This window comes from Streptomyces sp. IBSBF 3136, assembly GCF_036815105.1.
In the GTDB taxonomy this organism is placed as follows: Bacteria; Actinomycetota; Actinomycetes; order Streptomycetales; family Streptomycetaceae; genus Streptomyces.
Window position 1 is genome coordinate 13,866 of record NZ_JAJSZC010000019.1, and the last position, 20,367, is coordinate 34,232.

At 72.6% G+C, this 20,367-nt stretch carries 25 protein-coding genes and 1 pseudogene; 15 read left to right on the forward strand and 11 right to left on the reverse strand.

What is annotated here, in order from left to right; genetic code table 11:
• The first annotated feature begins 33 nt into the window (after positions 1-33).
• Entirely contained in the window at positions 34-1,374 is a 1,341-nt protein-coding gene (locus tag V7E45_RS06590) for a transcriptional regulator (protein WP_333773122.1), read from the forward strand.
• Positions 1,375-1,439: 65 nt separating this feature from the next.
• A complete protein-coding gene (locus V7E45_RS06595) occupies positions 1,440-1,976 on the forward strand; it encodes an NUDIX hydrolase (protein WP_333773123.1) in 537 nt (178 codons plus the stop codon).
• Here the strand turns inward: V7E45_RS06595 and V7E45_RS06600 are convergent.
• Together V7E45_RS06600 and V7E45_RS06605 are read right to left on the reverse strand one after the other, a co-directional pair.
• Complete coding sequence (locus V7E45_RS06600) at positions 1,973-2,233, reverse strand: hypothetical protein (RefSeq protein WP_333773124.1); 261 nt, start codon at positions 2,231-2,233, stop codon at positions 1,973-1,975. The genes V7E45_RS06595 and V7E45_RS06600 overlap by 4 nt on opposite strands.
• Positions 2,234-2,426: 193 nt before the next feature.
• On the reverse strand, positions 2,427-3,302 hold the full coding sequence (locus tag V7E45_RS06605) for a 3-hydroxybutyryl-CoA dehydrogenase (RefSeq protein WP_333773125.1): 876 nt from the start codon (positions 3,300-3,302) through the stop codon (positions 2,427-2,429).
• Positions 3,303-3,473: 171 nt separating this feature from the next.
• Between V7E45_RS06605 and V7E45_RS06610 the strand changes: the two genes are divergently transcribed.
• Positions 3,474-4,703 (forward strand): glycoside hydrolase family 10 protein, encoded by a 1,230-nt coding sequence (locus tag V7E45_RS06610; RefSeq protein ID WP_333773126.1) that lies wholly within the window; start codon positions 3,474-3,476, stop codon positions 4,701-4,703.
• On the opposite strand, the gene V7E45_RS06615 is transcribed toward V7E45_RS06610, so the two are convergent.
• Positions 4,704-4,901, reverse strand: a complete 198-nt coding sequence (locus tag V7E45_RS06615) for a DUF1918 domain-containing protein (RefSeq protein ID WP_333773127.1) — start codon at positions 4,899-4,901, stop codon at positions 4,704-4,706.
• 16 nt (positions 4,902-4,917) lie between these two features.
• Positions 4,918-5,829, reverse strand: a complete 912-nt coding sequence (locus V7E45_RS06620) for a DMT family transporter (protein ID WP_333773128.1) — start codon at positions 5,827-5,829, stop codon at positions 4,918-4,920.
• On the opposite strand from V7E45_RS06620, the gene V7E45_RS06625 reads away from it, so the two are divergent.
• The 3 genes from V7E45_RS06625 to V7E45_RS06635 all read left to right on the forward strand — a co-directional run bounded on the left by V7E45_RS06625 (position 5,828) and on the right by V7E45_RS06635 (position 8,431).
• Positions 5,828-7,273, forward strand: a complete 1,446-nt coding sequence (locus V7E45_RS06625; RefSeq protein ID WP_333773129.1) for an aminotransferase-like domain-containing protein — start codon at positions 5,828-5,830, stop codon at positions 7,271-7,273. The genes V7E45_RS06620 and V7E45_RS06625 overlap by 2 nt on opposite strands.
• Before the next feature lie 53 nt (positions 7,274-7,326).
• Complete coding sequence (locus V7E45_RS06630) at positions 7,327-7,764, forward strand: GNAT family N-acetyltransferase (RefSeq protein WP_333773130.1); 438 nt, start codon at positions 7,327-7,329, stop codon at positions 7,762-7,764.
• 73 nt (positions 7,765-7,837) lie between these two features.
• Complete coding sequence (locus V7E45_RS06635; RefSeq protein ID WP_333773131.1) at positions 7,838-8,431, forward strand: histidine phosphatase family protein; 594 nt, start codon at positions 7,838-7,840, stop codon at positions 8,429-8,431.
• Here the strand turns inward: V7E45_RS06635 and V7E45_RS06640 are convergent.
• The gene (locus tag V7E45_RS06640) at positions 8,413-8,856 is read right to left on the reverse strand and encodes a DUF6314 family protein (protein ID WP_333773132.1); all 444 of its coding nucleotides are present in this window, start codon (positions 8,854-8,856) and stop codon (positions 8,413-8,415) included. The two genes, V7E45_RS06635 and V7E45_RS06640, sit on opposite strands and share 19 nt — an antisense overlap.
• A gap of 2 nt (positions 8,857-8,858) precedes the next feature.
• Positions 8,859-9,305 (reverse strand): carboxymuconolactone decarboxylase family protein, encoded by a 447-nt coding sequence (locus tag V7E45_RS06645; protein ID WP_333773133.1) that lies wholly within the window; start codon positions 9,303-9,305, stop codon positions 8,859-8,861.
• Between the two features lie 176 nt (positions 9,306-9,481).
• Between V7E45_RS06645 and V7E45_RS06650 the strand changes: the two are divergent.
• The 9 genes and pseudogenes from V7E45_RS06650 to V7E45_RS06690 all read left to right on the forward strand — a co-directional run.
• Positions 9,482-9,604, forward strand: a pseudogene (locus V7E45_RS06650) (glycosyltransferase); the annotation flags it as partial.
• A complete protein-coding gene (locus tag V7E45_RS06655) occupies positions 9,604-9,975 on the forward strand; it encodes a GtrA family protein (protein ID WP_333773134.1) in 372 nt (123 codons plus the stop codon). The pseudogene V7E45_RS06650 and the gene V7E45_RS06655, both read left to right, overlap by 1 nt.
• A 45-nt stretch (positions 9,976-10,020) precedes the next feature.
• Positions 10,021-11,049: an N-acetyl-gamma-glutamyl-phosphate reductase gene (argC, locus tag V7E45_RS06660; protein WP_333773135.1), complete on the forward strand. Its 1,029-nt coding sequence runs from the start codon at positions 10,021-10,023 to the stop codon at positions 11,047-11,049.
• Positions 11,046-12,197 (forward strand): bifunctional glutamate N-acetyltransferase/amino-acid acetyltransferase ArgJ, encoded by a 1,152-nt coding sequence (gene argJ, locus V7E45_RS06665; protein WP_333773136.1) that lies wholly within the window; start codon positions 11,046-11,048, stop codon positions 12,195-12,197. Before argC ends, argJ begins: the two co-directional genes overlap by 4 nt.
• On the forward strand, positions 12,194-13,102 hold the full coding sequence (gene argB / locus V7E45_RS06670; protein WP_333773137.1) for an acetylglutamate kinase: 909 nt from the start codon (positions 12,194-12,196) through the stop codon (positions 13,100-13,102). Before argJ ends, argB begins: the two co-directional genes overlap by 4 nt.
• Positions 13,099-14,316 (forward strand): acetylornithine transaminase, encoded by a 1,218-nt coding sequence (locus tag V7E45_RS06675; RefSeq protein ID WP_333773138.1) that lies wholly within the window; start codon positions 13,099-13,101, stop codon positions 14,314-14,316. Before argB ends, V7E45_RS06675 begins: the two co-directional genes overlap by 4 nt.
• Positions 14,317-14,323: 7 nt before the next feature.
• Positions 14,324-14,869 (forward strand): arginine repressor, encoded by a 546-nt coding sequence (locus tag V7E45_RS06680; RefSeq protein WP_333773139.1) that lies wholly within the window; start codon positions 14,324-14,326, stop codon positions 14,867-14,869.
• Between the two features lie 97 nt (positions 14,870-14,966).
• Positions 14,967-15,530 (forward strand): RNA polymerase sigma factor, encoded by a 564-nt coding sequence (locus tag V7E45_RS06685; protein WP_333773140.1) that lies wholly within the window; start codon positions 14,967-14,969, stop codon positions 15,528-15,530.
• Between the two features lie 13 nt (positions 15,531-15,543).
• Positions 15,544-16,302, forward strand: a complete 759-nt coding sequence (locus V7E45_RS06690) for a hypothetical protein (protein WP_333773141.1) — start codon at positions 15,544-15,546, stop codon at positions 16,300-16,302.
• Positions 16,303-16,380: 78 nt separating this feature from the next.
• On the opposite strand, the gene V7E45_RS06695 is transcribed toward V7E45_RS06690, so the two are convergent.
• The 5 genes from V7E45_RS06695 to V7E45_RS06715 form a co-directional block, all read right to left on the reverse strand.
• Entirely contained in the window at positions 16,381-17,226 is an 846-nt protein-coding gene (locus V7E45_RS06695) for a serine/threonine-protein kinase (protein ID WP_333773142.1), read from the reverse strand.
• Entirely contained in the window at positions 17,223-19,061 is a 1,839-nt protein-coding gene (locus tag V7E45_RS06700) for an ABC transporter ATP-binding protein (RefSeq protein ID WP_333773143.1), read from the reverse strand. Before V7E45_RS06700 ends, V7E45_RS06695 begins: the two co-directional genes overlap by 4 nt.
• A 71-nt stretch (positions 19,062-19,132) precedes the next feature.
• The gene (locus V7E45_RS06705) at positions 19,133-19,333 is read right to left on the reverse strand and encodes a hypothetical protein (protein WP_333773144.1); all 201 of its coding nucleotides are present in this window, start codon (positions 19,331-19,333) and stop codon (positions 19,133-19,135) included.
• 114 nt (positions 19,334-19,447) lie between these two features.
• On the reverse strand, positions 19,448-20,188 hold the full coding sequence (locus V7E45_RS06710) for an FAD:protein FMN transferase (RefSeq protein ID WP_443055958.1): 741 nt from the start codon (positions 20,186-20,188) through the stop codon (positions 19,448-19,450).
• Between the two features lie 55 nt (positions 20,189-20,243).
• The coding region (locus V7E45_RS06715) for an FMN-binding protein (RefSeq protein WP_333773170.1) at positions 20,244-20,367 on the reverse strand (124 nt) is incomplete at its 5' end.

A 20,367-nucleotide genomic window follows, 5' to 3' on the forward strand; every position in this document is an offset into this window, starting at 1 on the left:
GCTGACCGCACCAGGCCACCCGGGGGGCAACCCATGCAGCCCAACACTCTGCTCGACGCGATCCTGGACGAGGCGGGGGTCTCCCACGCCGGTCTCGCCGCCCACGTGAACCAGGCGGGCCGGCGACGGGGCCTCGCGCTCCGCTACGAACACACCGCCGTGGCACGGTGGCTGAAGGGCCAGCGGCCACGCGGCCAGGTGCCCGACCTGATCTGCGAGGTGCTGGCCGGCCGGCTGCACCGGCCGGTCACCCTCGACGACATCGGCCTCGGCGTTCCCGGGCAGCCCAGCGCCCCGTCCACCGGCTCGCTCTCCGGCTTCGTCGAGCGCGCCACCGCGCTGTGGCGCTCCGACGAACAGCAGCGCCCGCACGTGCTCGGCGCGCCCGCGGTCACCGGCACCCCCGCCGTGATGCCGGTGTGGGAGTGGGAGAACCCGCCCGAGGACGTGGACGTCTCCCGCGGCGGCCGACACCGGGTCACCGCGGCCGACCTCGAGATGCTGCGCGCCGCCCGCACCCACTACGAGCAGATGTACCGCAAGGCCGGCGGCATCGCGACCCGCACCCGGATCGTCGGGTTCCTCAACGCCGAGGCCGCACCGCTGCTGCGCGGCAGCTACACCGACGCCACCGGGCGCCAACTGCACCGTGCCACCGGCGGGTTGGTGGCCATCGCGGGGATCTGCGCGTACGACTCGGACGCGCACGGGCTCGCCCAGCGCTACTTCCACCAGGCGCTCAGGCTGGCAAAGGCCAGCGGGGACCGGGGACTCGGCGCCTATGTGATCGCGCTGCTGGTCAACCAGGCGCTGTTCATGCGGGAGTTCCGGCAGGCCGTCGCCTTCGCCGAGGCCGCCCTGCGCGCCGCGGGCAAGCACATCACCCCGGCGCTCGCCTCCGACCTGTACGCGATGCAGGCCAAGGCGTACGCCCACCTGGGCGACAGCGGCAGCGCGCTGTCCTGCATCCGGCGCGCCGAGACGGCCGCCGACCGTATCCGGCGCGGTCACGAGCCCGACGAGACCGGCTACGTCCAGCCGGGCCTGGTCAACGTCCAGGTGGCGGAGGCGCTGCTCAGCCTGGGGGAACTCGCCGCCGCCCGGGAGCACGCGGTGGCCGCGGTGGACAACCCGGCCCACGACCGGGGCCGGGTGCACCGGCTCGCCATGCTGAGCACGATCGAACTGCGCCAGGGCAACGCCGAGAAGGCGGTGGCCACCGCCGTGCGGATGGCCGAGCAGGCCCGCGGGATGGAGTCCCAGCGACTGCGCGACCGGCTGCGCGCGGTGCGCGAACACCTGGTGCGCTGCGGCTCGGCCGGAACCGCGGAAGCCGCCGAGCTCATCGACGGCGCACTGCGCGTACCGCTGTAGGCGCCCTGTAGGTACACAGTCCCTGCTGCGATATTGCCACTTACTCGTCGGAAGGTGGCAGAACCGTGCAGTGGACGAAACAGAACGAACAAACTGTGTATGAAAACCGCTGGTTCAGCGTCAACCTCGCAGATGTCGAGCTGCCGGACGGCCGGCACCTCGACCACTTCCTCATCCGGCTGCGGCCGGTCGCCGTCGCCACGGTGGTCAACGAGGCCAACGAAGTCCTGCTGCTGTGGCGACACCGGTTCATCACCGACAGCTGGGGCTGGGAACTGGCCGCCGGTGTGGTGGAGGACGGCGAGGACATCGCGGTCGCGGCCGCCAGGGAACTTGAGGAGGAGACCGGCTGGCGGCCAGGGCCCCTGCACCACCTGCTGAGCGTCGAGCCGTCCAACGGCCTCACCGACGCCCGGCACCACATCTACTGGTCCGACCGGGGCGAGTACGTCGGACACCCCGTGGACGACTTCGAGTCGGACCGCCGGGAATGGGTCCCACTCAAAGTCGTCCCCGACCTGATCGCCCGCGGGGAGGTGCCGGCCGCCAACATGGCGGCCGCGTTACTCCTGCTGCACCACCTCAGGCTCGCCGACGACTAGTGGGCCGCCAGCACCTGCCAGACCGTCACGACCAGCGCTCCCAGTGCGGTGAGCGCGGCGAGCGAGGGCAGCGGCCAGCGCGCGTGTTCCAGCGAGACCATGCGCGAGTGCAGGTCGTCGACTTCCTTGGCGGTCTCCTCGGTGCGATGACTGAGCAGAGCCAGCCCGCCCTCGACGCGGGCGTACGCCACGTCGAGCCGGCGTCGTAACTCTGCGAGTTCTCCGGGGACCGCGGGACGCTCCGGATCGGTGGTCACGGGTCCACTCCTTTCCGTAGTCGAATGCGGTTGCTTCGCATCCCTTGCATGCGCATCAAGAGTGAACTCGCCTGGTGGGCGCGAGGGGAGCGTGTGCGAGGGGCATATGCGTGCCCGGCGCGCACACGGTGTGTGAAACGCGTGGGCCCGGCACCAGAACCGGTGCCGGGCCCACGGGAGTGGCGGACGGTAATCAGCCGTAGCTGTAGAAGCCCGAACCCGTCTTGCGGCCGAGCCGGCCCGCCTCGACCATGCGCTGGAGCAGCGGGGGAGCGGCGTACAGCGGCTCCTTGTACTCGGCGTACATCGAGTTGGCGATGGAGACGATGGTGTCCAGACCGATCAGGTCGGACAGCTTCAGCGGGCCCATCGGGTGGGCGCAGCCCATCTCCATGCCGTTGTCGATGTCCTCGCGGCTCGCGATGCCCGACTCGAACATGCGGATCGCGGACAACAGGTAGGGCACCAGCAGCGCGTTCACGACGAAGCCGGAGCGGTCCTGGGCGCGGATGGCGTGCTTGCCGAGCGTCTTCTCCGCGAAGACCTGGGCGCGGCTGAGGGTGCCCTCGGAGGTGGTGAGCGCCGGGATCAGCTCGACCAGCGACTGCACCGGTGCCGGGTTGAAGAAGTGGATGCCGACCACGTGGTCGGGGCGGGAGGTGGCGACCGCCAGCTTCACCAGGGGGATCGAGGAGGTGTTGGAGGCCAGGATCGCGTCCGCGCGGGTCACCACCTGGTCGAGCACCTGGAAGATCTCGGTCTTCACCTGCTCGTTCTCCACGACGGCCTCGATCACCAGGTCGCGGTCGGCGAACTCGCCGAGGTCGGTGGTGAAGCTCAGCCGTGCCTGGGTGGAGTCCCGCTCCTCCTCAGTGATCTTGCCGCGCTCGGCGGCCTTGGTCAGGGAGTTGAGCAGCCGGGTACGGCCGATCTCCAGGGCCTCGCCGGTGGTCTCGGCGACCTTCACGTCCAGTCCCGCGCGGGCGCACACCTCGGCGATGCCCGCGCCCATCTGGCCGCAGCCCACGACTCCGACGCGCGTGATATCTCCCGATGGGAAGCCTGTCACTTCGTCCCCTTCGCTGGTTCTCCGGCTCGCTGGCAGACCTCCGGGTTCGGCGCCTGCTCCGATCGTGCACGTTACCGCCAAGTATCGATGATCGATCGTCCGGGTGGGGGCATTCTGGGGCGCGGTACGATCCGTGACCGCACGGATCCGGAGCGTATGGGGGTGTTGTGCATGGCGTTCCTGTCACGGCGCGCGTTCGCGACGGCCGCGCTGTCGACGGTGGCGACGGCCCGGAGCACGGCCGCGCTCCCCGGCCGGCGCGAGCCGCGGACGGCCGCCGAGATGCGGGGTGTGTGGCTGGCGACGGTGTCCAACCGCGACTGGCCCTCGCGCCCCGGCCTGACCGCGGCCGAGCAGCGCGGGGAGCTGATCGCCCATCTGGACCGGGCGGTGCGCTGCCGGCTCAACACGGTCGTCCTCCAGGTACGGCCCACGGCGGACGCCCTGTGGCCCTCGCCGTACGAGCCCTGGTCCGAGTACCTCACCGGCACCCAGGGCCGGAACCCGGGCTGGGACCCGCTGGGCACCGCCGTGCGGGAGGCACACGCCCGCGGTCTGGAACTGCACGCCTGGTTCAACCCGTACCGCGTCGCCAACCACGCCGATCCCACCCGGCTGGCCGCCTCCCACCCGGCGCGCCGGCACCCGGACTGGGTGGTGCCGTACGGCGGGAAGCTCTACTACGACCCGGGTCAGCCCGAGGTGCGCGCGTTCGTGCGGCGGGCCATGCTCGACGCGGTCGCCCGGTACCCCGTCGACGCCGTGCACTTCGACGACTACTTCTACCCCTACCCGGTGGCCGGGCAGACCTTCGACGACGACGACGCCTACGACCGGTACGGCGGCGACTTCGACAGCCGGGCCGCCTGGCGCCGCGACAACATCGACCGCCTGGTGCAGGAGATGGCGGCCGTCCTCGAGCGGGTGCGGCCCGGCACCCGGTTCGGGATCAGCCCCTTCGGCGTGTGGCGGAACGCCGCCACGGACCCCCGCGGCTCGGACACCCGGGCGGGCGTGCAGACCTACGACGACCTGTACGCGGACACCCGCACGTGGGTCCGTGAGAACTGGATCGACTACGTCGTCCCGCAGCTGTACTGGCACATCGGCTTCGCCGACGCCGACTACGCGACGCTGGTCGACTGGTGGGCGGAGGTGGCGCGGGGCACCGGCACCCGTCTCTACCTCGGCGAGGCGCTCTACAAGGCGGGGGCCGCCGGGCAGCCGTCGGCGTGGCAGGACCCGGTGGAGCTGTCCCGCCACCTCACGCTCGCCGCCCGCTACCCGCAGGTGCGCGGCCATGTCTTCTTCGCCGCCAAGGACGTGGCGGCCGATCCGGTGGGAGCGATGGCGAGGGTGGTCGCCGACCACTACCGGGAGCCGGCGACGCCACCTCGCTGACTAGTGCTGCCGTTCGTCCCTGTGCTTGATCTGGCAGTCGGGGCCGGGGGACATGACCGCCTCGTGTCCGTCGGGGAACCGGACGCGGTAGGGCGGATTGCCCTCCGTGCCCATCACCTCGACGACCACCGAGACCTGGTCGTGTTGGCCGACCACCCTGCCGTGCTGAACCAGCTGGTCGCCCACGATTGCGCGCATCGGGCCCTCCTCACGGTCACGACCGTTGGGTGACGGCGATGCAGACGAGCACGGCGACAGCGGTCACCGGAGCGGCCGCAGTGAGGTGCTCGCCCAGGAGCAGCGCCGACCACACCAGTGTGAGCAGCGGCTGGGCCAACTGCAACTGGCTGGCCTTCGGTATCCCGATGGCCGCCATGCCGCGGTACCAGACGACAAGGCCGAGGAACTGCGAACCCAGCGCGACCCACAGCAGACCCGCCACACCGTGCGCGGTCAGGTGCACCGGCTCGTACGACAGCGCCACCGCGGCGGCCGGCAGGCTCAGCGGCAGGCACAGCACCAGGGCCCAGCCGATGACCTGCCAGCCCGGCATGACCCGGGCCAGCCGGCCGCCCTCGGTGTAGCCGGCCGCGCACACCACCAGCGCGGCGAAGAGGTAGCCGTCGGCCGTGGTGAGCGCGCCGCCGCTCTGCCCGATCGTGAAGGCGAGCACGGCCGCCGCGCCCGCCAGCGCCGCCACCCAGAACCGGCGCGAGGGCCGGTGGCCCGTGCGCAGGGCCGAGCAGACGGCCGTGGTCAGCGGCAGCAGGCCGACCACGACGGCGGCGTGCGAGGTGGTCGAGGTCTGCAGGGCGAGCGTGGTCAGCATCGGGAAGCCGAACACCACACCCAGCGCGACCACGGCGAGGCCCGGCAGGTGCCGGCGCTCGGGCAGCGGCACCCGCAGCGCCAGCAGACAGCCGCCCGCCACCAGCGCCGCGAGCACGCCGCGCACCGACACCAGGGACCAGGGCCCGAAGCTCTCCAGCCCCCAGGCGGTGGACGGGAAGGTGAGGGAGAAGGCGATCACGCCGAGGGCGGCCGGCACCGCGCCGTAGGACCGGCGCTCGCGGGGCGCGGGGACCGCTATCGCCGTCGGTGCAGTAGCGCTACTCTTTACTCTCATGCAAGAGCGTAGCAGTGTGGGCGAACTGGCGGAACAGCTAAGGCGGGAACTCGACCGCTACTCACCAGGTGGAAAGCTGCCGTCGAGCAGGGCCCTGGTGGAGCGGTTCCGGGTGAGCCCCGTGACGGTCTCCCGGGCCCTGGCCCAGCTCGCCGCCGAGGGACTGGTCGTCACCCGGCCCGGCGCCGGCGCCTTCCGGGCGGCGCGCCCGCACACGCCGGCCGGGCCCGCCGGGGACACCTCCTGGCAGGAAGTGGCGCTGAGCGCCGACGGCACCACCGACCTCGTACCGCGCACGGTGGACGCCTCCGGCGTCACCGTCTCGCTCGCCGCCCCGCCGCCCGGCGTGCTGGAGTTCAGCGGCGGCTACCCGCACCCCTCCCTGCAGCCCGAGCGCGCCATGGCCGCTGCCCTGGCCCGGGCCGGGCGGCGGCCCGGCGCCTGGGGGCGCCCGCCGCTCGAGGGCCTGCCGGAACTGCGGGAGTGGTTCGCGCGCGGTATCGGCGGGGCCGTCACCGCCGCCGAGGTGCTGGTCGCCGCCGGCGGCCAGTCGGCCCTGGCCACCGCCCTGCGCGCGCTGGCACCGCCCGGCGCGCCGGTGCTCGTCGAGTCGCCCACCTACCCGGGCATGCTGGCCCTGGCCCGCGCGGCCGGCCTGCGCCCGGTCCCGGTGCCCGTCGACGCGGACGGCGTGCGCCCCGACCTGCTCGCCGACGCGTTCCGGGCCAGCGGCGCCCGGGTGTTCGTCTGCCAGCCGCTCTTCCAGAACCCGACCGGCGCGGTCCTGGCGCCCGACCGCCGGGCCGAGGTGCTGCGCATCGCCCGCGCGGCGGGCGCGTTCGTCGTCGAGGACGACTTCGTACGCCGCCTGGTGCACGCCGACGCCGGCCCGCTGCCCCGCCCGCTGGCCGCCGACGACCCGGACGGCGTCGTCGTCCACGTGGGTTCCCTGACCAAGGCGACCTCGCCCAGCTTCCGGGTGAGCGCGCTGGCCGCGCGCGGGCCCGTGCTGGAACGCCTGCGCGCCATCCAGGTCGTCGACAGCTTCTTCGTCCCGCGCCCGCTCCAGGAGGCCGCCCTGGAACTGGTCGGCTCCCCGGCCTGGCCCCGCCACCTGCGGTCGCTGTCGGCCGAGCTGAAGACCCGCCGCGACGCCATGACGGGCGCACTCGCCCGCCACCTCCCGGAACTCGCCCTGCCGCACATCCCGGCCGGCGGCTACCACCTCTGGGTCCGCCTCCCCGACGGCGCCGACGAACGCGCCCTGACCGCGGCCGCCCTGCGCGCGGGCGTCGCCCTCACCCCCGGCCGCCCCTACTTCAGCGCCGAGCCCCCCGCCGGTCACCTCCGTCTGAGCTTCGCCGCGGTGGCGAGCACGGGCGAGATCACCGAGGGCGTCCAGCGCCTGCGCACGGCGTGCGACGGGACCCTCCAGCGGCGCTGAGCCCCGGACTTATCCGGTCGACTCCGGATCACCGGGGCTGTGAGGATCTGCGCATGAGCGACGTACCCGGCCTCCCCGAAGGCTACGAGTTCTCCGACGACACCTGCCGCGTCGATGTCGACCGCGTCCACCGCTGGCTGTCGGACGACGCCTACTGGGCCATGGGCCGCCCCCGCGAGAAGCACGAGCGCGCGATGGCCTCCTCGATCAACTTCGGGGTCTACGACACGGCCTCCGGAGAACAGGTGGCGTACGCCCGTGTGCTGACCGACCGGGCCACGTTCGCGTGGCTCGCCGACGTGTACGTGGACCCCTCGGTGCGCGGCAAGGGAGTGGGCACGGCGTTCGTCGGGGGGATCCGGGAGCACCTGCGGCCGTTCGGGCTGCGCCGCGTCCTGCTGGCCACCCGGGACGCGCACGGCGTCTACGAGAAGACGGGCTTCCGGCCGCTGGACCGCCCGGCCGACTTCATGGTGCTCCCCTTCGGGTAACCATGCGTGTACCCCGGGTAACTCACAACGGGCAGTCCTTGACCTGCGTACACGCGAGGCCCACCATCACGGCATGCCATTTCGGGTGACGTTCGTCGCCGCCGCGCGCAGTTCCCCGCTGCTCGCGGAGCGCTTCGAGGACGACCGGCCGCTGGACCAGGCCGGCTGGGACGAGGTGCAGCGCGCCGCCGGGGACCTGCTGCCGCTCGCGGCGTCCGAGCTCCGCTACTGCTCGCCGACCCCGCGCAGCCGCGCCACCGGTGACGTCCTCGGCTACGCGCCGCTGGTGCAGCTCGCCCTGCGCGACTGCGACATGGGGCGCTGGCGCGGGCTGACCCTGGGAGAGGCGATGGCGCGCGAGCCGGACGCGGTGGACGCCTGGCTGGCCGACCCGCGGTCCACCCCGCACGGCGGCGAGTCGCTGCTGAGCTTCATCTCCCGGGTGGGCGGCTGGCTGGACACCCGCCCGGTGGAGGAGGGCGGCCGGATCGTCGCCGTCGCCGAGCCCTCGGTGATCCGTGCGGCCCTGGTGTACGCCCTGAAGGCGCCGCCCTCGACCTACTGGAACATCGACGTCCGCCCGCTGTCGTCGACCACCGTGACCGGCCGCGACGGCCGCTGGAACCTGCGTCTCGACTGCCCGTCCGCTCAGCCCTCGCGCACGTAGCCGGTGGTGAGCACGAGGTCCTTCGCGGGACCGCCGACCCGCCACACCGTGCGCCAGTGGTCGGCGTCCGCGACCGTGAACTCGCCACGGTAGAAGTCGGCCGCGCACGGGTGGTCGGCGACGTACCGACCCGAGGACAGGTCGAGGCCGTGGAAGGGCCGGCCGTCCGCGAACCGTACGTCCGCCGTACCCGGCGCGGCGCCGGGCAGGAAGCGCAGGGTCCGGGTGGCCGGACGGGCCACCCCGTGCCAGGTGAAGGTGCCGGACTCCTCGTGCAGCAGCCCGCCGCCGTCGAGCGGGCTGAACACGGTGGTCCCCTCGAAGCGCCCCTCGTCCCCGCCGGCGAGGTCCCGCACGCTCCGCTCGACCCGCCAGCGCCCGGCCAGATGGACCAGGACGTCGGCCACGGGCCAGAACTCGCCCATCGTCACCCCTCGTCCTCGGTGCCCGACCCGGGCCGCTGCTCCACGGGCAGCAGCCCGCGCTCGGCGAACACCTTCTTCGCCACGAAGGTGGCGTTCAGTGCCCTCGGGAAGCCGCAGTACCCGGCCGAGTGCAGCAGCGCCTCCACGATCTGCTCGGGGGACAGGCCCACGTTCAGAGCCGCGTTCACGTGCACTTCGAGCTGGGGCTCGCAGCCGCCGAGCGCGGTCAGCATACCGAGGGTGACCAGCTGGCGGTCGCGGGGCGCCAACTGGGGACGGGCGTAGATCTCGCCGAACCCCCAGGAGACGATCTGGTGGCCCAGCTCGGGGCTCACGTCGCCGAGCGAGTCGATGACCCGCTGCCCCGCCTCGCCGTCGACGGACCGCAGCACTTCGAGGCCGCGGGCGAAACGCTCGTCACGGGTGGTGCTCTCGCTCGACTTGCTCATGTCACTCTTCCGTTCCCGGCCGCCGTCCGGTGTGCGGCGGCCGTGCGTTGGGGTCGATCAAGGACCGTAGGACTTGGAGCGCACTCAAGGTCAAGCGCGCTCAGTACGGGGCACCGGGCCGACGAAGTGGCGCACCATGCGTGGGGTATCCGGAAAATGCGGGACAGGAACACGACGAGATGGTCATGCTGGAAGTCATCGGGGAGTACACCGGCCGCATCCACCACGAGGTGAAGGGGCGCCCGCGCTTCCTGGTGAAGGCGACCGACGTGGACCGGACGAAAGATCTCATCCCCTGATGTCGAGGCAGCTCCTCACCTTCGCCGTGGTCGGTGTCGTGAACACGGCCACCTACTACTGCCTCTATCTGTCGTTCCTCACCGGACTTCCCTATCTCGCGGCGCACGTCCTGGCTTTTCTGCTGAGCATGGTCGGATCCTTCTTCCTGAACGCGCGCTTCACCTACCGCACCCGGCCCACCTGGCGGAAATTCCTGCTGTTCCCGCTGACCAACGTCACCAACTTCCTGATCACCACCGCGGGGGTGTACGTGATCGTCGACGTCCTGCACGCCGGCAGCCGGTTCGCCCCGCTGCTCGCCTCGGCGGCCGCGGTCCCGGTCACCTTCGTCGTCTCCCGCCGGGTCATGCTCCCCGAGTCGATTGCATAAAAGTGCAGCGATCCGTATAGTCATGCCATCAAGAGGAGGATGGACATGGCGGTACGTGCGGCGGTGGCCGGAGCGAGCGGATACGCGGGCGGAGAGGTCCTGCGGCTGCTCCTCGCACACCCCGAGGTCGAGATCGGTGCCCTGACCGGCGACTCCAACGCGGGCCGGCGCCTAGGCGCGCTCCAGCCGCACCTGCTGCCGCTGGCGGACCGCGTGCTGACCGAGACCACCCCCGAGGCCCTCGCCGGGCACGACGTCGTCTTCCTCGCGCTGCCGCACGGGCAGTCCGCCGCCGTCGCCGAGCAGCTCGGTCCGGACGTGCTCGTGATCGACATGGGCGCCGACTTCCGGCTGAAGGACCCGGCCGACTGGGAGCGCTTCTACGGCTCCCCGCACGCCGGCACCTGGCCCTACGGCCTTCCCGAACTGCCGGGTGCCCGCGCCGCGCTGGAGGGGTCCAAGCGCATCGCGGTGCCCGGTTGCTACCCCACCGCCGTCACCCTCGCCCTGTTCCCGGCCCACGCGGCCCGCCTCGCCGAGCCCGAGGCGGTCGTCGTCGCCGCCTCCGGCACCTCCGGCGCGGGCAAGGCGCCCAAGCCGCACCTGCTGGGCAGCGAGGTCATGGGCTCCATGTCGCCGTACGGCGTGGGCGGCGGCCACCGGCACACCCCCGAGATGATCCAGAACCTCAGCGGGGTGGCCGGCGAGCGGATCTCCGTCTCCTTCACCCCGACCCTGGCGCCGATGCCCCGCGGCATCCTGGCCACGTGCAGCGCCCGGGCGCGGGACGGCGTCACCGCGGAGTCGCTGCGGGGCGCCTACGAGAAGGCCTACGCCGACGAGCCCTTCGTCCACCTGCTCCCCGAGGGCCGGTGGCCGGCCACGGCGTCCGTCCACGGTTCCAACGCCGTTCAGGTGCAGGTCGCCCTGGACGAGGCGGCGCACCGCATCATCGCGATCAGCGCCATCGACAACCTGACCAAGGGCACCGCGGGCGGTGCCGTCCAGAGCATGAACCTCGCCCTGGGGCTCGCGGAGTCCACCGGGCTGACGACGATCGGAGTTGCGCCGTGAGCGTGACGGCAGCAAAGGGATTCACGGCCGCGGGCATCGCCGCCGGGATCAAGGAGAACGGCAACCCGGACCTGGCCCTCGTGGTCAACGACGGGCCCCGCCGCGCCGCCGCCGGTGTCTTCACCTCCAACCGCGTGAAGGCCGCGCCCGTCCTGTGGTCCGAGCAGGTCCTCAGGGGCGGCCAGGTCTCGGCCGTCGTCCTCAACTCCGGCGGCGCCAACGCCTGCACCGGCCCCAAGGGCTTCCAGGACACGCACGCCACCGCCGAGAAGGCCGCCGAGGTGCTCGGACGGGGCGCGATCGAGGTCGCGGTCTGCTCGACCGGACTGATCGGCGTGCTGCTCCCGATGGACAAGCTGCTGCCGGGCGTCGAGACGGCGGCCGCCGCGCTGAGCGAGCACGGCGGTGAGAAGGCCGCGATCGCCATCAAGACCACCGACACCGTCCACAAGACGTCCGTCGTGACGAAGGACGGCTGGACCGTCGGCGGCATGGCCAAGGGCGCGGGCATGCTCGCCCCCGGCCTCGCCACCATGCTGGTCGTCCTCACCACGGACGCGGTCGCCGGCGGCGACGAACTGGACCGTGCGCTCCGGGCCGCCACCAGGGTCACCTTCGACCGGGTCGACTCCGACGGCTGCATGTCCACCAACGACACCGTGCTGCTGCTCGCCTCCGGCTCCTCCGGCGTCACCCCGGACCACGCGGAGTTCGCCGAGGCCGTACGGGCCGTCTGCGACGACCTCGGTCAGCAGCTGATCCGCGACGCCGAGGGCGCGAGCAAGGACATCAAGGTCGAGGTGATCAACGCCGCGACCGAGGACGACGCCGTCGAGGTGGGCCGCTCCATCGCCCGCAACAACCTCCTCAAGTGCGCCATCCACGGCGAGGACCCCAACTGGGGCCGCGTGCTCTCCGCGATCGGCACGACGCGGGCCGCCTTCGAACCGGACCGGCTCAACGTCGCCATCAACGGCGTCTGGGTGTGCAAGGACGGCGGCGTCGGAGAGGACCGCGAGAAGGTCGACATGCGCTACCGCGAGGTGCACATCGTCGCCGACCTCGCCGCCGGGTCCGAGACCGCCACCATCTGGACCAACGACCTCACCGCCGACTACGTCCACGAGAACAGCGCCTACTCGTCATGAGCACCACGCGGAAGCACACCGCACTGCCGAAGGCCCAGATCCTCATCGAGGCGCTGCCCTGGCTGGTCAAGCACAACGGCCGGACGGTCGTCATCAAGTTCGGCGGCAACGCCATGATCGACGAGGACCTCAAGGCCGCGTTCGCCCAGGACGTCGTGTTCCTGCACCACGCCGGCCTCAAGCCGGTCGTCGTGCACGGCGGCGGCCCCCAGATCAGCGCCGCCCTCGACCGGCACGGCATCGTCAGCGAGTTCAAGGCCGGCCTCCGGGTCACCACCGAGGAGGCCATGGACGTCGTACGGATGGTGCTGGCCGGCCAGGTGCAGCGCGAGCTGGTCGGGCTGCTCAACGAGCACGGCCCGCTCGCCGTGGGCCTGACGGGCGAGGACGCCCACACCATCACCGCCACCCGGCACCGGCCCGAGATCGACGGCGAACCCGTCGACATCGGCCGGGTCGGCGAGATCACCGCGATCGACACCGGCGCGATCGAGGCCCTGCTGGCCGACGGCCGCATCCCGGTCGTCTCCTCGATCGCCCGCAGTCAGGACGACGGACATGTCTACAACGTCAATGCTGATACGGCGGCTGCGGCACTCGCTGCGGCACTGGGGGCCGAAACCCTCATGGTCCTCACGGACGTCGAGGGCCTCTACGAGGACTGGCCCCACTCCGACGAGGTGATCAGCCGCCTCACCGCGTCACAGCTGGAGAAGCTGCTGCCGCACCTCAGCTCCGGCATGGTGCCGAAGATGGAGGGCTGCCTGCACGCCGTGCGCAACGGCGTGCACACCGCCCGCGTCATCGACGGCCGGGTCCAGCACTCCATCCTGCTGGAGATCTTCACCGACGAGGGCATCGGCACCATGGTCGTGCCCGACGGAGCCGAGGGGGAGCAGTCATGACCGGGACCGTGACCAACGCGGAGCTGACCGCGCGCTGGCAGGGTGCGCTGATGAACAACTACGGCACCCCGCGGCTGCCCCTCGTGCGCGGCGCGGGCACCCGGCTCTGGGACGCCGACGGCACGCAGTACCTGGACTTCGTCGGCGGTATCGCGGTCAACGCCCTCGGCCACGCCCACCCGGCCGTCGTGGAGGCGGTGAGCCGGCAGATCGCCTCGCTCGGCCACGTCTCGAACCTCTTCGTCGCCGAGCCGCCCGTAGCCCTGGCCGAACGGCTCCTCCAGCTGTTCGGCCGGGACGGCAGGGTCTACTTCTGCAACTCCGGCGCCGAGGCCAACGAGGGCGCCTTCAAGATCGGCAGGCTGACCGGGCGCACCCACATGGTCGCCACCCAGGGCGGCTTCCACGGCCGGACCATGGGCGCCCTCGCGCTCACCGGACAGCCCGGCAAGCAGGAGCCCTTCCTGCCGCTGCCCGGCGACGTCACCCACGTCCCCTACGGCGACGCCCAGGCGCTCGCCGCCGCGGTCACCGAGGAGACGGCGCTCGTCGTCATCGAGCCGATCCAGGGCGAGAACGGCGTCGTGGTGCCCCCGGCCGGCTACCTCAAGGCGGCCCGCGCGATCACCGCGGCCACCGGGGCGCTGCTCGTCCTGGACGAGGTGCAGACCGGCATCGGCCGTACCGGCGGCTGGTTCGAGTACCAGGCCCACGAGGGCGTGCTGCCCGACGTGGTCACGCTCGCCAAGGGGCTCGGCGGCGGACTCCCGCTCGGCGCCACCGTGGCCTTCGGCCGGGCCGCCGAGCTGCTCGGGCCCGGCCAGCACGGGACGACCTTCGGCGGCAACCCGGTCGCCTGCGCCGCGGGGCTCGCCGTCCTCGACACCATCGCGGACGAGGGCCTGCTCGACAACGTGAAGCGGCAGAGCGAGGCGCTGCGCGACGGAATCGAGGCCCTGGGCCATCCGATGATCGATTATGTCCGGGGCGCGGGCCTCCTGCTGGGTATCGTGCTCACCGGGCCGCACGCAGCACAGGTGCAGCAGGCGGCTCAGGAGGCCGGGTTCCTGGTGAACGCGCCCGCTCCCGACGTCGTGCGGCTCATGCCGCCGCTGAACCTGCGCGACGACGAGACAGGCGCCTTCCTGCGGGCGCTGCCCGGCATCCTCGACGCAGCGAGCCCGGTGGGCGGGGACGGACGATCCGGAGAATGAGACGACGATGAGCCAGGCGCAGGACCATGAGCAGGCGGCGGGCAACGGCCCGGCCGTGCCGCAGACCCGCACCGCGCGCCACCGGCGGATCGTGGACATCCTCAACCGGCAACCGGTGCGCTCCCAGAGCCAGTTGGCGAAACTCCTCGCCGACGACGGGCTGAGCGTCACCCAGGCGACGCTGTCCCGGGACCTCGACGAGCTGAACGCGGTCAAGATCCGCAACAACGACGGCGACCTGATCTACGCGGTGCCGAGCGAGGGCGGGTTCCGCACGCCCCGCGCCCCGCTGGGGGAGTCGGCCAAGGAGGAGCGGATGCGGCGCCTGTCCCAGGAACTGCTCATCTCCGCCGAGGCATCCGCGAACCTGGTGGTCCTGCGCACCCCGCCGGGGGCCGCCCAGTTCCTCGCCTCGGCCATCGACCAGGCCGAACTGCACGACATCCTCGGCACCATCGCCGGTGACGACACGCTGATGCTGATCAGCCGCGACCCCACCGGGGGACAGGCCCTGGCGGAGCATCTGCTGCGACTGGCGCAGAACGGGCACTGACCCGCGTGCGGGACCGGGCCCGTCGGCGGAGAATGGATCTGTGATCTTCCCCGGCGGCCGGGCAATCTCCTGGCGGCGCCCGGCCGTATACAGAGGTGTGTCGGGTTTCCGGTTCCCCGTCGGCCGTCTCCCGGACGAGGCACTGCTGTCCGGGCTGGCCACCGGTGATCCGGAACTCGCCGTCACCTTTGTACGGAGGTTCCAGCACCGGGTCTTCGGAGTGGCCATGGCGGTCACCCGGGATCCACAGCTCGCCGAGGACATCGCCCAGCAGACGTTCGAACGTGCGTGGCGGCACGCGCAGATCTACGACTCGCGCCGCGGGTCGGTCACGACCTGGCTGACGACCATCGCGCACAACCTCGCCATCGACGCCGTCCGTGCGCGTCGCACGGAGCCGGTGGCACCCGAGGACCTCGACGCGCTGCTGGGTGTCGTCACCGAGACCCCCGAGCGGTGGGCGCTGGCCGACGAGGCCTCGGCCCTGCTCCGGGCCGCGGTCGCGCAGCTGCCGCGGGAACAGGCCCGTGCCCTGGTGATGGCAGGAGTGTACGGAATGACGGCCCAGCAGGTCGCCGAGGCGGAGAAGATCCCGCTGGGCACCGCCAAGACGCGCATCAGGGCGGCCATGGGGAAACTGCGGACCGCGCTCGCATCGTAGAAGCGAGGCGACCATGTCGAACGACGTGACCTGCGAGGAGTTGCGGGAGGCGGGCGCCGAGCTGGCGCTCGGGGTCCTGCCGGGCCGGGAACGCGCGGCCGCGCTCGCCCATCTCGACCGGTGCGCCGACTGCCGTGAGTACGTCGGGGACCTGTGTGTCGCCGCCGACAAGCTGCTCGACCTGCTGCCGGACCACGAGCCGCCGCTGGGCTTCGAGTCCCGGGTGGCGCGCGGCATCGCGCACGATGCGGGCGCGCACGAGGCGCGACACGCCCACGCCCAGCAGGGCGCGCGCGTTCACGCGCGCCGGGCCCGGCTGCGGCTCGCGTCGATCGTGGCCGCGCTCGCGGTCGCCTTCGGCTTCGCGAGCTGGGCGCTGGGCAGCGCCGTCGAGGAGATCACCGCCTCGCCTCCGGCCCCCGTCGCGGTCGAGCCCGTCCTGGTCGGGGACATGACCGCCGCCGCGCGCGGCGGGGCGCCGGCGGGCGAGGTGTACGCCCATCCCGGCACCCCCGGCTGGATCTTCATGACCGTCGCGCTCGACGGGTCCGGCACCCCCTACAGCGGTAAGGTCACCTGCCTCCTGGAGCGCCCCGACGGCACCACCGTCCGCGCCGGCGACTTCTGGCTGCGCGACGGGCGCGGCGACTGGGGCGGCTCGGCGCACGTGGACCCCGCGTCGGTCTCCGGCGCCCGCGTGACCTCGCCGGACGGCACCGTCCTCGCCAAGGCACACCTGCAGACGGCCCACGTGGTCACACCCGTGGACTGACCTCCCGGACTCACCGAACCCATCGACCGGACCGACCCACCGACCGGACCGACCGGACCGACGCGGGGCCGTGCGGCCTCAGGGGCCGGGAGTCGGACGCTGCGGGACGGTCAGGGCCGCCTCCAGGGCGGTGGACAGCTCGGCGACCGTGGGCCGGGACGCGGCGTCGGTGCGCAGACAGGAGTCCACGGCGGCCGCGAGGGCGGCGGGCAGCCGGCGCCGGGAACTGACCGGGGGCGCGCTTCGCACCAGTGGTCGGGCAGGCGCTGCGGGCCGGCCGAACGGCGGCTCGCCGCAGGCCACCTCGAACAGGGTGACGCCGATGCCCCACACGTCGGCGGCGGCCGTGAGCGGCCCGCCCCGGGCCTGCTCGGGCGCGAGATAGCCGCACGTGCCAAGACCCGCGGGCGCGGGACCGGGCGGCCGCGCGAGGCTCAGGTCGAGCAGTTTCGCGTGGCCGCGTTCCACCACCACGTTGGACGGCTTGACGTCCAGGTGCAGCAGCCCGCGTCCGTGCAGGTAGTGGATCGCCGAGCAGAGCTGGACCCCGAGCACTGCCACGTCGCCCGCGGCCGGCCGGTGCCGCAGCCGGTCGACGAGGTGGGACAGCATCTCGCCGGTCAGCGTCTCCAGGACGACCAGCGGTTCAGGCGACTCGAAGGTCTCGTAGGCGCGCACCAGGTGCGGATGCGTGAACTCCCGCAGCCACCGCCCCTCCCGCAGCAGCCGCCGGACCAGCCAGTCCTCGCCGCGGAGGTCGGAGCGCACCGTCTTGAGCACGCACCGGCAGTACCGTTCGTCGCTCCACGCGTCGTAGACGTCCAGCCAGGTGGTGCGCGCCAGGTGGGCCAGGACCCGGTAGCCGGCGACCGGCCTCGTGCCCGGTGCCAGCGGCGGGGCCGTCCCGGCGGTGCGGACGCTCACGACAGCACCGTTCCCGGGGCCCCGGCGTCGGCCGTGCCGTTCAGCCGGTGCAGCCGGGCGTACGGCCCCCCGTGCCGGAGCAGTTCGTCGTGGGCACCGTGCTCGGCGACCCGGCCGTGGTCGAGCACCACGATCCGGGTGGCGTCCCGCACGGTCATCAGGTTGTGCGAGATGACGATCGTCGTGCGCCCGTCCATGAGCCGCCGCAGCGGGTCCATGATCCGCCGGCCCGAGCCGGCGTCCAGCCCGCTGGTCGGCTCGTCGAGCAGCAGCACGGGCGCGTCCCTGATCATCGCGCGGGCGATGGCCAGGCGCTGGCACTGGCCGCCGGAGAGCGTCCGGCCGCGCTGGCCGACCAGGGTGTCGTAGCCCTGCGGGAGCAGCTCGATGAAGTCGTGCGCGTCCGCGGCGCGCGCCGCCTCGACGATCTCCGCCTCCGTCGCCTCCGGCCGGCCGTACGCGATGTTCTCCCGTACGGTCCCGTGGAAGACGAGCGTCTCCTGAAGCACCACGGCGACGTTCTCCCGCACGCCGGACAGGGTCAGGTCCCGCAGATCCGTCCCGTCCAGCCGGACCGCGCCCTGGTCGGGGTCGTAGAAGCGCAACTGGAGCTTGGCCACCGTCGACTTGCCCGCACCGCTCGCCCCGACCAGCGCGAGCGTCTCGCCGGGTGCCGCGTGGAAGGACACGTCCGACAGGGCCCAGGACCCGGCGTCGGGGTAGCGGAAGCAGACGCCGTCGAACCGCACGTCCCCGCGGGCCCGGCCGACCCGCCGGGCATCGGGGGACTCGGCCACCTGCGGCCGCTGGTCCAGCAGCTCGATGATCCGTTCCGCGGACGCGGAGGCCGCGTAGAAGGTGGTGCCGAGCCGGGACAGACCCCGCACCGGGCTGTAGAGCTTGCCGATCAGCGCCAGGAACACCAACAGCCCGCCCAGGGTGAGCTGGCCCTGGGTCAGTTTCCAGGTGCCGAGGCCCATGACGGCCAGGCCGCCGGCCACCTCGATGACCTCGACGACGGGCCCGTACACCGCGCGGATCCGCGCCGAGGCCATCGCCGCCCGGAACCGGCCGGTGTTCTCGCGCTCGAACCGGCGCTCCTCCCACCCCTGCCGGTTGTACGCCTGCACGAGGGCGACGTTGCTCAGGGACTCCTCGGCGATCGCGCTGACCGAGCCGCTCAGCCGCCTGCGTTCGCGCGAGGCGTCCTTGATCAGCCGCGAGAAGTGCCGGCCGGCGGCCCAGAACAGCGGCACGATGAAGAGGGCGAGCAGGGTGAGGTCCCAACGCAGATAGAGGAGCAGGCCGAGGAAGACCCCGAGCCGGATCACGTAGTAGAGGGCGTCCGCCACGCCCGAGAGCAGGAACGTCTCGACGGAGTCGACGTCTCCGGTGACCCGTGAGAGCACGTCCCCGAGCCGTCGGCGCTCGAAGAAGCCCAGCGACAGGCCCTGCACGTGCCGGAACACGTCGGCGCGCAGGGACAGCAGAAAGCGTTCGCTCACCCAGGTGGACGACACGTCGTCCGCGAAGCCGAGAACGCCGGAGACGAGTACCAGCCCCAGGTAGGCCGGTGCGATCCACAGGAACGGCCGCAGATCCCGGGGGACGAGCACGTCGTCCACGACGATCTTGAAAAGCCAGATCTCGGCGGCGTCCACGAGGGGGCCGACCAGGCTGAAGAAGACGATGGGCAGCAGCCAGCGCCGCCACCCGCGGGTGTAGGGCCAGAACCGCCGGAACACGGCGGCCGGGGGCACCGGGGGAGCGGGGGCCACCACAGTGTCGGAAGGCTCACCCACCGACAGCAGGCGCCGCAGCGGATGCGCCGTCACAGATGCTCCTCGGACGTCGGCCGAGCGGACCGGAACATCGTGTCTCCGGTCCGCTCAGCCTCCGGGTGTGCTCAGTAGCCGCCGTGGCCGCCGTGGCCGCCGTGGCCGCCGTGGTCTCCGTGGTCTCCGTGGCCGCCGTGGTCTCCGTGGTCCCCGTGACCGTGTCCGCTGCCGCGGTTGTGGTCGCCGTGGCCATGCCCGGAACCATTGTTCGACGAGTCGTCGTTGCGGCCCCCGCGCCTGGCGGGCATGAGCTTGCTGAAGATGGCCATGTCGTTCCTCCTGAAACTCTCTACATGGATTACGTCTCAGAACGGAACTTGGATGTCTTTCACGGCGATTCCGGCAAAAAAGGCATGACTGCCAGGGTGGTGAAGGAGGTGCCGTCAGCCGAGACGTGCCGCCAGCCCCCCGGTGCACCGGACCTCGTCGCCGGCCGTGATCAGCAGCGCCTCCACCCCTGGCAGCGACTCCAGCCAGGCGAGACCCGCCCGCGAGCCCATCGCGAACGCGGCCGTGGCCCAGCAGTCCACCCAGGTCAGCCGGGGGCCCACCACGGTCACCGACACCAGGTCGGTCACCGCCGGGCGGCCCGTGCGGGGGTCCACGATGTGCGCGCCCCGCTCGGCCGTGCCGGAGGTCGCCACGGAGAGTTCGGCCACGCCCGCCGCCGAGATCACCGCCGCCAGCCCGCCGGGGCGCAGCGGGTCGGACACCCCGACCCGCCAGGGCCGCTGCGGCTCCGGCGCGCCCAGCATCTGGACGTCACCGCCGCCGTTCACGCTGACCCCGCACACGCCGTCGACCGCCGCCAGCAGCCGCGCCGCCCGCTCCGCCGACCAGCCCTTGACGATGCCGGTCGGATCGAGCACCCCCTGGTACCGGGTGCTGAACCAGCCCTCGCTCATCCGCTCGGCCTCGGCCGCCAGGTCCAGCACCTCGGCGACCTCGGGGGCGCACTCGGCCACACCCAGCTCGCCCCGGGCGAGCCGGGACACCTCGCTGTCCTCGCGGTAGGTGGAGAAGAGGGCGTCGACGCGGTGCAGGCCCGCGACCGCCTCCCGCAGCGCCTGCCGCACCGCGTCCGGGCGGCCGCCGCGCACGTCGAAGGAGAAGACGGTCCCCATGACCTCCTCCGCGTGCCGCAGCGCCGCGGGAGCCTCGGCCGGCTCGGGCACCGCGTCAGCCACCGGCCTGGTCGAGCGCCGACTGGAGCGACTGCTTGTAGCCGGTGCTGGTGTAGGTGGCGCCGGAGACGGCGTCGATGCCCGCGTTCCCGGCGGCCACCGCCTCCTGGTTGAGCTTG

Coding starts and splice junctions, on each gene's coding strand:
- V7E45_RS06705 (WP_333773144.1), bottom strand. CDS start 19,333: ATGGCCATCTTCAGCAAGCTCATGCCCGCCAGGCGCGGGGGCCGCAAC.
- V7E45_RS06655 (WP_333773134.1), top strand. CDS start 9,604: ATGTCGAGGCAGCTCCTCACCTTCGCCGTGGTCGGTGTCGTGAACACG.
- V7E45_RS06645 (WP_333773133.1), bottom strand. CDS start 9,305: ATGAGCAAGTCGAGCGAGAGCACCACCCGTGACGAGCGTTTCGCCCGC.
- V7E45_RS06630 (WP_333773130.1), top strand. CDS start 7,327: ATGAGCGACGTACCCGGCCTCCCCGAAGGCTACGAGTTCTCCGACGAC.
- argC (WP_333773135.1), top strand. CDS start 10,021: ATGGCGGTACGTGCGGCGGTGGCCGGAGCGAGCGGATACGCGGGCGGA.
- V7E45_RS06710 (WP_443055958.1), bottom strand. CDS start 20,188: ATGGGGACCGTCTTCTCCTTCGACGTGCGCGGCGGCCGCCCGGACGCG.
- V7E45_RS06680 (WP_333773139.1), top strand. CDS start 14,324: ATGAGCCAGGCGCAGGACCATGAGCAGGCGGCGGGCAACGGCCCGGCC.
- V7E45_RS06640 (WP_333773132.1), bottom strand. CDS start 8,856: ATGGGCGAGTTCTGGCCCGTGGCCGACGTCCTGGTCCATCTGGCCGGG.
- V7E45_RS06675 (WP_333773138.1), top strand. CDS start 13,099: ATGACCGGGACCGTGACCAACGCGGAGCTGACCGCGCGCTGGCAGGGT.
- V7E45_RS06615 (WP_333773127.1), bottom strand. CDS start 4,901: ATGCGCGCAATCGTGGGCGACCAGCTGGTTCAGCACGGCAGGGTGGTC.
- V7E45_RS06690 (WP_333773141.1), top strand. CDS start 15,544: ATGTCGAACGACGTGACCTGCGAGGAGTTGCGGGAGGCGGGCGCCGAG.
- V7E45_RS06625 (WP_333773129.1), top strand. CDS start 5,828: ATGCAAGAGCGTAGCAGTGTGGGCGAACTGGCGGAACAGCTAAGGCGG.
- V7E45_RS06635 (WP_333773131.1), top strand. CDS start 7,838: ATGCCATTTCGGGTGACGTTCGTCGCCGCCGCGCGCAGTTCCCCGCTG.
- V7E45_RS06610 (WP_333773126.1), top strand. CDS start 3,474: ATGGCGTTCCTGTCACGGCGCGCGTTCGCGACGGCCGCGCTGTCGACG.
- V7E45_RS06620 (WP_333773128.1), bottom strand. CDS start 5,829: ATGAGAGTAAAGAGTAGCGCTACTGCACCGACGGCGATAGCGGTCCCC.
- V7E45_RS06590 (WP_333773122.1), top strand. CDS start 34: ATGCAGCCCAACACTCTGCTCGACGCGATCCTGGACGAGGCGGGGGTC.
- argB (WP_333773137.1), top strand. CDS start 12,194: ATGAGCACCACGCGGAAGCACACCGCACTGCCGAAGGCCCAGATCCTC.